The organism is Nonomuraea sp. K271 (assembly GCF_009908215.1).
Lineage (GTDB): Bacteria > Actinomycetota > Actinomycetes > Streptosporangiales > Streptosporangiaceae > Nonomuraea > Nonomuraea longispora.
Genome location: NZ_JAAAHR010000252.1, coordinates 1 through 9,887, shown reverse-complemented (window position 1 = coordinate 9,887; position 9,887 = coordinate 1). Strand labels below are relative to the sequence as shown.

The window sequence follows — 9,887 nt, the reverse complement described above, 5'->3', positions numbered from 1 at the left end:
CGCCCAGCCGCCCCCTTACATCCCGGTGCAGTCCCACTACCATCCCGCCCCCACGAAGCGTGAGCCCTTCATCCCTGCCGTGTCGCCCGGGAAGGTGCTGCAGCGTTCCAGGGCCTACGGCGTGGCGAGCGCCATGCTGCTCGTCATCATGATCGTGGCGGCCGTGCTCGCGCCCGTGCTGGTGGCGGTGCTGGCGATCCCGGTCGCGGTGCTGCTGCGGGCGGCCGACCTGGCGCAGCCCGCGCTGATGGCGCGCCGGGCCGCGGGCGCGGCGGCGCTCGACGTGGTCAGGGTGCTCTCCCTCCCCAAGGAGCTCGCCAAGTCGGCGGGCATCACGCTGGCTCTGCTGCTCTACGCCGTCATCCTGGGGCTGCCGGTGACGCTGCTGCTCACCGTGGTCGCCAGGATGGACCCGTCCTACGCTCTGGCGTGGGGCGCCGCGATCGCCCTGTGGACGGTGTGCGCCGGTCCGGGGGTCGAAGGACCGGGCAAGCAGATGCGCAGAACGCTCTCATCGCTCGTACCCTCGAGAACAGCGGCGATGGTGATGGCGGGAGTTCTCGCGGCGGGTGCCGCGCTCTCACTGATCCTCGCCTACGGCACGTTCGGGGACAAGCCAAAGGGGGCCGTATGGACTCCGCTGAACGTCGATCCAGTGGTGAAGCAGCTCGAAAGTCTGAGGGGGAATTCAGGAGGATGACGCGGGGAAGGTGGCGATGAACACCCAGGCACCAGAGCGCCTCGGCCCTTACCGGCTGGTCAGGAAGATCGGCGAAGGCGGCATGGGGGTCGTCCACCTCGGTCTCGACGCTGACGGCCGCGAGGTCGCGATCAAGGTGCTCCATCCGCACGTGGCCGCCGACCTCAAGGCGCGCGACAGGCTGACCCGTGAGGTCGAGACCATGCGCCGGGTGCGCAGCCCGCACGTGGCCGAGGTGATCGACGCCGAGCTCGTCGGCGGCCAGCCCTACGTCGTCACCCGCTTCGCGCCCGGCCGCACGCTGGAGGACACCGTCCTGGCCGAGGGCCCGCTGGAGGCACGCGACCTCATCAGGCTCGCCCAGGGGCTCTGCAGGGCCTTGGTGTCCATCCACGCGGCCGACGTGATCCACCGTGACTTCAAGCCGTCCAACGTGATGCTCGTCGACGGTGAGCCCCTGGTCATCGACTTCGGCATCGCCCACCTGGTGAACGCCACCCGGCTCACCCAGACCGGCATGTTCGTCGGCACGCCCGGCTATCTCGCGCCCGAGATCATCCGCGACTCCGAGATCACCCAGGCGGCCGACGTGCACGCGATGGCCTCGACGGTGTTCTTCGCGGCGACGGGGGCGCCGCCGTTCGGCACGGGCACGTTCGAGGCGGTCTGCTTCAACATCATGGAAGGCCGGGCGCAGATCGACAAGGCGCCCGTGTGGCTGCGCGGCTGGCTCACCCGCGCGCTGCAGGTCGAGCCGTCGGCCCGGCCCGACGCGCACGAGCTGCTGCGGATGGCCAAGGCGCTCGACCCGTCGGTGACCACGTTCAACGAGGCCTCGTTCGACGGCCCGACGGGCACCAAGCGCGTGGGCAACCGCACCCGGACCATGGACACGTTCTCCGACCTGCTGCCGCCGGTCGAATACGGTGCGCCGCCGGCGCCCCAGCGTCGTGCCGACCCTCCTCCCCGCTACGAGGAGGCGCCGCCGCGGCGCGAGGAGCGGCCGCCGCCCTACGTGCCCGCGCCGGTCTCCGCCCGGCCGCCCGCGCAACGTCCCGACCAGCACGTGGCGGGCTACGCGGCGCCGCGGCCCACCGCTCCCTCCCAGGCCAGGCCCTACACTCCGCCGCCCGAGCCGCGAACGTACACTCCGCCGTCCGAGCGGAAGAAATACCTGTTCGGCAGCCAGTTCGTGGGGCTGCTCATGCTGGTCACCCTGGTCGCGCTGACCGTGATGATGCCGGTCATGGTGGGCGCGATCGCCGTCGCCATCGTGCTGGTGCTGCGCATCGGCGAATACCTCTTCGGCGACCTGGTCAAGCGCCGCCAGCTTCGGGGGAGCAGCGCGGCCGACCCGTGGCTCGTCGTGGTGGGCACACCGTGGGCGCTGGTCAAGTCCGCGCTCGTGTCGGCGGTGCACGTTCCGCTGGCGCTGCTGTTCGGGGTCTGCGTCTGGGGCATGCTCCACTGGGTCGGCCAGATGAGCGTCAACCTGGCGGCGTCCTACGCCGCGGGCGCGTTCGTGGCGGGCCTGTTCGTGTTGCCCGGCGGCGGCGCCCCCCGCAAGGCCGTCACCCGTACGCTCACCGGCGTGCTGCGCAGCCCGGGAGCCGCGCTGGTCGCGGTCGTGCTGATGGGCACGGCGGCGTTGTTCGCGGTCATGTTCGCGCTGGGCCAGGAGGCGGTGTGGGCGCCGTGGCGGGCGCCGGAGACCGTGATCGAAGACCTGGCGAGCGACGCCAGGCAGACCACGGTGGGCCTGATCACCGGAATGATCGACAGCTTGCTCGACGGGCTCGGGCTGGGGTTCCTCACTCCCTGGAACTGAGTGTCCCCGCGGGCTCCCGGGGGGAGAGAAGAAGTATGGGCGACAGGCTCGGTCCGTATGAGCTCCTCTCCCGGCTCGGGGCAGGTGGATTCGGTGAGGTGCACCTGGCGCTCGACGCCGAGGGGCGTACGGTCGCCGTCAAGGTGCTGCATCCGCATGTCGCGGCCGACGGCGGCGCGCTGGCCAGGCTGGCGCGCGAGGTCGAGACCATGCGCAGGGTCGGCGGGCCGCACGTGGCGGAGGTGCTGGACGCCTCGCTCGAGGGTTCCCGCCCCTACCTGGTGACCCGCTACGTCCAGGGCCGGCCGCTCAGCGCTGTGCCCGTTCCCGTCGCTGACCTGCGCCTGCTGGCTCACGGGCTGGCCGACGCGCTGCTCGCCATGCACGAGGCGGGCGTGGTGCACCGCGATCTCAAACCGGCCAACGTGATGATGACGGAGGGGGAGCCGGTGGTCATCGACTTCGGCATCGCCAGCGCCCTCGATTCGTTGTCCGTCACGGCCTCGGGCGCGGTGGTGGGCACGCCCGGCTACCTGGCTCCCGAGGTGCTGGAGGGCAGGAGCGCGGGCCCGGAGGCCGACGTGTTCTCGTTCGGGGCGACGCTGGCGTACGCGGCGACGGGGCGGCAGCCGTACGGGCAGGGGCCCGCGTCGGCGGTCGCCTACCGGGTCGTGCACCACGCGCCCGACCTGGAAGGTGTGCCGGGCTGGTTGGAGCCGCTGTTAGCCGAGTGCCTGTCCACCGATCCCGCTGCGCGGCCGACGGCCGCGCAGATCTGCGCCAGGCTCGATGTGGCGCCCGTCTCCCACGTGCCTCGCGCACACCCGGCGGTGGCACGCTCGCGCACCGCCGCCGACGACACGAGCACGAGGGAGTGGCGGCCGGGCAAGGAGCGCCCCCAGCGGTCCGTGGAGGAGTCGCGGGCGCGGCACAGGGAGAAGGTGCGCAGGCGGTGGGTGATCGGTTCGGGGCTGTTCGTGGCGCTGCTGGCGGCCGCCGCCGAGGAGACGCTGCCCGAGGTGGCGCTGTTCCTGCTGGCGGCGTACGCGCTGGGTGTGGTGTCCGACGCCGGGGTGGCGCTTTTCACGCGCGGCCTCTATCGGCGGCGCCGTGTCGTCACGGATATGGTCAGTGTGGCCGGGGCGGTCGGGCTCTGTTTCGGGCTGGCGGCGGTGTTCAGCACGTTCACGCTGGCGTTGTTCGCGGGCACGGCCCTGGTGGTGGGGATCGTGTTCCTCTTGTCGGCGTGATCCTCACCCCTGGGCAACGAACAGAATGAAGTTCGGTAGGGTGGAGCCGGCGGGATCCTCTCGCCGGCCGCCCCACCCGGCGGTTGCACACCAACTACTCATGGGTAACATAACGCCAGACCATGGCACACCCTCTGTCGGGAGCCCGGCGGGCACCTGGCAGTCTGGACAGCATTGCATTCGGCGCCCACCGCAGTGAGGCGGTGGCGCACGCGAACACGGGAGGTCGGCCACCGGCCATGAACATCGTCGTCTGCGTGAAGCAGGTCCCCGACACGGCGACCGAGCGCAAGCTGCGGTCCGATGACAACACGCTCGACCGCGACGCCGCCGACGGCGTGGTCAACGAGCTCGACGAATACGCGGTCGAGGAGGCACTGAAGCTCAAGGAGGCCCACGGCGGCGAGGTGACCGTGCTCTCCATGGGCCCCGCCAAGGCCACCGAGACCATCCGCAAGGCGCTGGCCATGGGAGCCGACAAGGCCGTCCACCTCAGCGACGACGCGCTCCACGGCTCCGACGCGCTGTCCACCTCGTACGCCATGGCCCAGGTGCTCAACAAGATCGGGTTCGACCTGGTCGTCCTGGGCTCCGAGTCGACCGACGCGCGCACCGGGGTGCTGGCCGCCATGCTGGCCGAGCGCCTGGGCGCGCCGCAGCTGACGCTGGCCAACAAGGTCGACGTCGACGGCACGTCCATCACCGTCCAGCGCATCACCGACTACGGCTACGACCGGGTCGAGGCCACGCTGCCGGCCGTCGTGTCGGTGGTCGAGAAGATCAACGAGCCGCGCTACCCGTCGTTCAAGGGCATCATGGCGGCCAAGAAGAAGCCGGTCGAGACGCTGGCCATCGGCGACGCCTCCATCGACCCGGCGCAGGTCGGCCTGGCCGCCGCCTGGTCCGAGGTGGTCGACTTCGCCCCCGCGCCCCCGCGCGCCGCCGGCACGATCGTCAAGGACGAGGGCGACGGCGGCGCCAAGGCCGCCGAGTTCCTGGCCTCCAAGAAGTTCATCTGAGCACGGGAGAGAACAACTGATATGTCGGAAATTCTCGTTCTCGTCGAGCAGGTCGAAGGCGAGGTCAAGAAGGTCACGCTCGAACTGCTGACCCTGGCCCGCTCCCTCGGCGCGCCCGCCGCCGTCTGGGCGGGCCCGGGCATCACCCCCGAGGCCAGGGCCAGGCTCGCCGAATACGGCGCGGAGACGATCTACGTCGCCGGGTCGAGCGACATCGTCGACCACGTCGTGGCGCCCAAGGCCGAGCTGCTGGCCCAGCTCGTGGCCGCCAAGTCGCCCGCCGCCGTGCTCGTGGCCGCCACCGCCGAAGGCAAGGAGGTCGCCGGCCGGCTGGCCGTCAAGACCGACTCCGGCGTCATCACCGACGCCGTGGGTCTGGGTGAGGGCTTCGTGGCCGACCAGTCCATCTTCGGCGGCGGCGTCAACGTGCACTCCCGGGTGCGCAGGGGCACGCCCATCGTCGCCGTACGCCCCAACTCCACCGCCCCCGAGCCGGCCCAGGGCGCCGGAGCCGAGGAGGAGGTGACGGTCGCGCTGACCGACGCCGCCAGGGCGGCCCGCGTCGTCGAGCGGGTCAAGCAGGAGAAGGGCGCGAGGCCGGAGCTGACGGAGGCCGCGATCGTCGTCTCCGGCGGGCGCGGCGTGGGCTCGGCCGAGAACTTCTCGGTCATCGAGGGCCTGGCCGACGCGCTCGGCGCCGCCGTCGGCGCCTCCCGCGCCGCCACCGACGCGGGCTGGTATCCTCACCAGTTCCAGGTGGGGCAGACGGGCAAGACGGTGTCGCCGCAGCTCTACATCGCGGCCGGCATCTCGGGCGCGATCCAGCACCGGGCGGGCATGCAGACCGCGAAGACCATCGTCGCGATCAACAAGGACCCCGAGGCGCCGATCTTCGAGCTGGCCGACTACGGCGTCGTCGGCGACCTGCACCAGGTCGTCCCGCAGCTCACCGAAGAGGTCTCCAAGCGCAAGTAGGGCTTGAAGGGGGCGGTGCCGCACGACGCGGCGCCGTCCCTTTTCGTGGGATCACTGCCCGCGAAGGGCCGGAAGGCGCACGTGGAAGGCCGCTCCTTCGCCGGGCACGGAGCGCACCTCCACCCGTCCTCCGTGGGCGGTGACGATGGAGCGTACGATGGCCAGCCCCAGCCCCGCCCCGCCGGTCGCCCGCGCGCGTGAGCCGTCCGCCCGGTAGAAGCGGTCGAACACCCGCTCCACCTCCTCCGCCGCCAGCCCCGGACCCTCGTCCGAGATGACCAGCACCGCCTCGGACCCCTCCGTGCCGACGCCCACCCTGACCGGCGTGCCGGGTGACGTGTGAGTGATGGCGTTGCCGACGAGGTTGCTGACCACCTGCCGCAGCCGGGCCTCGTCGCCCAGCACGGGAGCGCTCGCCGCCGGCCCGCCGTCCGGTCCGGTGAAGGCGATCGGCCTGGACGGGTCGAGCGCGGCGAAGTCGTGCCGGGCGTCCGCGGCCAGCGTACGCAGGTCCATCGGGGTGAGGTCGAGCTCGGGGCCTTCGGCCTCGTCGAGCCCGGCGAGCAGCAACAGGTCCTCCACCAGCCGGGCCAGCCGTCCCGACTCACTCTCGATGCGGGCCAGCGCGGGCTCGGCCTCCGTGCCGCCCATGCGGTACAGCTCCGAGAAGCCCTTGATGCCGAACAGCGGGGTGCGCAGCTCGTGACTGACGTCCGCGACGAACCGGCGCATGCGGGCCTCGGAGTCCACCTTCGCCGCGACCCCCTGCTCGATCTGGGCGAGCATCGTGTTGAGCGAGCGCGCCAGGCGCCCCACCTCGGTGTCCGGGGCGGCGGGCTCGGGAACGCGCCTGGTCAGGTCGCCGCGGGCGATGGCCGCCGCGGTCTCCTCCACACGGCGCAGCGGGGCGAGCCCCGCCCTGATCGCGAACCCGCCCGCCAGCGCCAGCACGGCGAGCAGCACCGTCCCGCCGACCAGGCAGGCAAGCCGGACCCGGTCCACCGTCGCGTTCGTCGCGTCGAGCGGCGTGGCCACCACGAGGGCCGGCGAGCCGCCCTCGCTCGCGGCGTACGGCCGTACCACCACCCGCCACTCCTGGCCGCCCGCGCCGGCCACCGTGAACGGCTCGCCCGCGCGGGCCGTCGCGACGGCGGCCTCCAGCAGGTCCGGCCCCGGCCCGTCCGCCCGCCCCAGCGTGGGGGACACGGTCCCGCCGGCCGACAGGTAGACGGTGTAGCCCGACGCCGTCAGATCGAGCTGCCCGAGCCCCTTGTCGATCAGGTCGAGCCGCTCAAGCCCTTGCTCGGCCAGGTCCGGATGCCAGAGGCTGAGCGGTGACTCCGCGGCCCTGCGCCGGATCGTGTCGACCTGGCCGGGAGGGATGGCGGAGAGCACCAGACTGATGGGGACGAGTTGCGCGTCCACGCGGCGCAGCAGCTGCTGCCCCAGCTCCCCTACGACGATCGAGCTCATCGTCACCAGCCCGGAGACCAGCAGCGCGACCGTGATCGCCAGCAGCCGGGCGCGCAACGACAGCCGCCCGATCATCGCTTCGGCTTACGCAGCACGTAGCCGACGCCGTGCACGGTGTGGATCAGCTTCGGCCCGCCGGTGTCGAGCTTGCGGCGCAGATAGCTGACATACGTGTCGACGATGCTGGTGTCGCCGGCGAAGTCGTAGCGCCACACCCGCTGGAGGATCTCCGCTTTGGGCAGCACCCGTCCGGCGTGGAGCACCAGGTGGTGCAGCAGCCGGAACTCCGTCGGCGACAGGCGTACGGGCCGCCCCGCCCTGGTCACGTGGTGCCCGTCGGGATCCAGTTCGAGATCGCCGACCACGAGCGTGCGGTCGTCGGCGATCACCCCCGTACGCCTGAGCACGGCCCGGATGCGGGCCAGCAGCTCCTCCAGGTCGAACGGCTTGGTCACGTAGTCGTCGCCGCCCAGCCGCAGCCCGTTGATCTTGTCGGCCGCGGTGTCGCGGGCCGTCAGGAACAACACGGGCACCGGGCCGGGCCGGCCGCCCGCCCTCGGCAGGCCGCGTAACCTGCGCAGCACCTCGAAGCCGTCCAGGTCGGGCAGCATCACGTCGAGCAGCACCAGGTCGGGCGGATCCCGCCTGGCCGCCTCCAGCGCCTGCGAGCCTGTCCCCGCCGAGGTCACGGTGAAACCGGCGAAGCGTAGCGTCGCCGACAGCAGTTCCTTGACCGTCGGCTCGTCGTCGACCACGAGCAGCCGTTCGCCCACGTGACACCTCCTACCGTCGCGGGTCAGGCATCGTGGTTCTTGAAGTGTACGAACGCCGCCGCCAGCATGGCCGCCACGAACCCGGCCGGCAGCCCGTAACCCGCCCACGCCGGCAACGGCGCCATCCCCAGGACCGTCCGGAAGGCGGTCGCATTGGGCCAGTAGAGGCTGATGAAGTCGCTCACGAGGTCGGGCGCGACCGAGGCGAGCATGGGGATCAGCAGGAAGGTGGTGCTGACGTTGACGGCGGGGGCCGTACCGCGCAGCAGGAAGCCCAGCGCCAGCCCGAACAGCGCCAGCGCCGTCAGCACCAGCGGCCCGGCCAGCAGCAGCCGCAGCACGCCCGGCTCCCCTGGCGTCAGGTACGGTGCGCCGGCCGCCGCCAGCGTGCTCTGGCCGGTCACGTACATCAGCCACACCGCGGCCACACTCACCGGGAAGGCGGTCATCACCGTCAGCGCCGCCTTGGCGGCGAGCAGGTGGCCACGCCTGCCCACGGCGGCCAGGCTGGCCCGCATGGTGCCCGCCCCGTACTCCGACGAGGCGACCAGCACGCCCAGCGCCGCGATCAGCAGCTGCACGATGTACAGCCCGCGCATGCTCTCCGCCAGTAGCTCGAAGTCGAGCCGCTCCTGCGCCGTGGCCACCGCGTAATCCACGGCGGTGGCGTTGCCGAACAACCACCCGAGCGCGGCCGCGACGGCGACGCCGGCCGACGCCAGCACCATCGTGGCTCTGATGCTGCTGAATTTCGTCCACTCCGCCCCGAGCACTCCCGCGCTGCTCATCGGGCCGCTCCGTACTCGACGCTGTCGCGGGTCAGCTCCATGAACGCGTCCTCCAGGGACACGCGCCGCTGCGTGAGCTCGAACAACGGCACGTCCTCCGCCGCCGCCAGCCGCCCCACGTCGGGCGCGGTCATGCCGGTGACCAGCAGTTCGTCCTCGTCACCTGCCTGTACGTGCGCGCCGGACAACCGCAGCAGCCGGGAGAGGGCGGCGGCCTCCGGCGTACGGACGAGCACGGTCGAACCGGCCTCCGTGAACTCGTCGATCGCCGCCTCGGCGACGAGCCGGCCCTTGCCGATGACCACCAGGCGGTCGGCGGTCATGGCCATCTCCGACATCAGGTGGCTGGAGACCAGCACCGTACGCCCCTCGGCCGCCAGACCCCGGATCAGTGCGCGGATCCACCGGACCCCTTCTGGGTCGAGGCCGTTGACCGGCTCGTCGAGCACCACCACCGGCGGGTCGCCGAGCAGGGCGGCGGCGATGCCCAGCCGCTGGCTCATGCCCAGCGAGAACCCGCCCGCCTTCCTGCCCGCCACGTCGGAGAGCCCGACCAGGTCCAGCACTTCCGCGACCCGGACGGCCGGGATGGAGTTGCTCTGCGCCAGGTACAGCAGGTGCTTGTACGCGGTGCGCTGCGGGTGCACCGCTCGGGCGTCCAGCAGCGACCCGATCACGCGCAGCGGGTCCCGCAGGTCGCGGTGCGGGTGGCCGTCGATGGTGGCCGAGCCCGACGTGGGCAGGTCGAGACCGAGGATCATGCGCATCGTCGCGGTCTTGCCCGCTCCGTTCGGGCCGAGGAAGCCCGTGACGAGACCGGGCCGTACGGTGAAGGTGAGATCGTCCACGGCGACCACGTCGCCGTAACGTTTCGTCAGTGAGGTGAGCTGAATCATGCGATCCAGCCTGCGTCGCCTGTTTGGATGCGTTCTGAGCGGATCTGTGAGTTCTCTGGGCTCTGGCGATCTTTGTGTGGCGGCGTCACTGATCGTGAGCACGTTCAAGGGGCGCAGAGGATGATCTTCCTGAGAAGGTCGAACTTGGCTCGGCCGTATCGGCTCCTCTTGAGCGCCTTGACTCT

At 71.7% G+C, this 9,887-nt stretch carries 9 protein-coding genes; 5 read left to right on the top strand and 4 right to left on the bottom strand.

Going from position 1 to position 9,887, the window contains the following annotated elements:
* From GUY59_RS44335 to GUY59_RS44315, 5 genes are all read left to right on the top strand, one after another.
* Positions 1–700 (top strand): hypothetical protein (locus tag GUY59_RS44335; RefSeq protein ID WP_236668093.1); only part of this gene is annotated, 700 nt, incomplete at its 5' end.
* A 16-nt stretch (positions 701–716) separates the two neighbouring features.
* Complete coding sequence (locus GUY59_RS44330; protein WP_138208172.1) at positions 717–2,528, top strand: serine/threonine-protein kinase; 1,812 nt, start codon at positions 717–719, stop codon at positions 2,526–2,528.
* Between the two features lie 35 nt (positions 2,529–2,563).
* Positions 2,564–3,778 (top strand): serine/threonine-protein kinase, encoded by a 1,215-nt coding sequence (locus GUY59_RS44325; protein ID WP_138208171.1) that lies wholly within the window; start codon positions 2,564–2,566, stop codon positions 3,776–3,778.
* Positions 3,779–4,017: 239 nt separating this feature from the next.
* On the top strand, positions 4,018–4,797 hold the full coding sequence (locus GUY59_RS44320; RefSeq protein WP_132341333.1) for an electron transfer flavoprotein subunit beta/FixA family protein: 780 nt from the start codon (positions 4,018–4,020) through the stop codon (positions 4,795–4,797).
* A gap of 21 nt (positions 4,798–4,818) precedes the next feature.
* Positions 4,819–5,772 carry an electron transfer flavoprotein subunit alpha/FixB family protein gene (locus tag GUY59_RS44315; RefSeq protein ID WP_138208170.1) on the top strand — a complete coding sequence of 318 codons (954 nt, stop codon included), beginning with the start codon at positions 4,819–4,821 and terminating at the stop codon, positions 5,770–5,772.
* A 51-nt stretch (positions 5,773–5,823) separates the two neighbouring features.
* On the opposite strand, the gene GUY59_RS44310 is transcribed toward GUY59_RS44315, so the two are convergent.
* Genes GUY59_RS44310 through GUY59_RS44295 form a run of 4 tightly spaced genes read right to left on the bottom strand, consistent with a single transcriptional unit; the run spans position 5,824 to position 9,702 of the window.
* Positions 5,824–7,320 (bottom strand): sensor histidine kinase, encoded by a 1,497-nt coding sequence (locus tag GUY59_RS44310; protein ID WP_138208169.1) that lies wholly within the window; start codon positions 7,318–7,320, stop codon positions 5,824–5,826.
* On the bottom strand, positions 7,317–8,018 hold the full coding sequence (locus tag GUY59_RS44305; protein ID WP_138208168.1) for a response regulator transcription factor: 702 nt from the start codon (positions 8,016–8,018) through the stop codon (positions 7,317–7,319). Before GUY59_RS44305 ends, GUY59_RS44310 begins: the two co-directional genes overlap by 4 nt.
* A gap of 23 nt (positions 8,019–8,041) precedes the next feature.
* On the bottom strand, positions 8,042–8,806 hold the full coding sequence (locus GUY59_RS44300; protein ID WP_138208167.1) for a hypothetical protein: 765 nt from the start codon (positions 8,804–8,806) through the stop codon (positions 8,042–8,044).
* Positions 8,803–9,702, bottom strand: a complete 900-nt coding sequence (locus GUY59_RS44295; protein ID WP_138208166.1) for an ABC transporter ATP-binding protein — start codon at positions 9,700–9,702, stop codon at positions 8,803–8,805. Before GUY59_RS44295 ends, GUY59_RS44300 begins: the two co-directional genes overlap by 4 nt.
* Positions 9,703–9,887 lie beyond the last annotated feature (185 nt).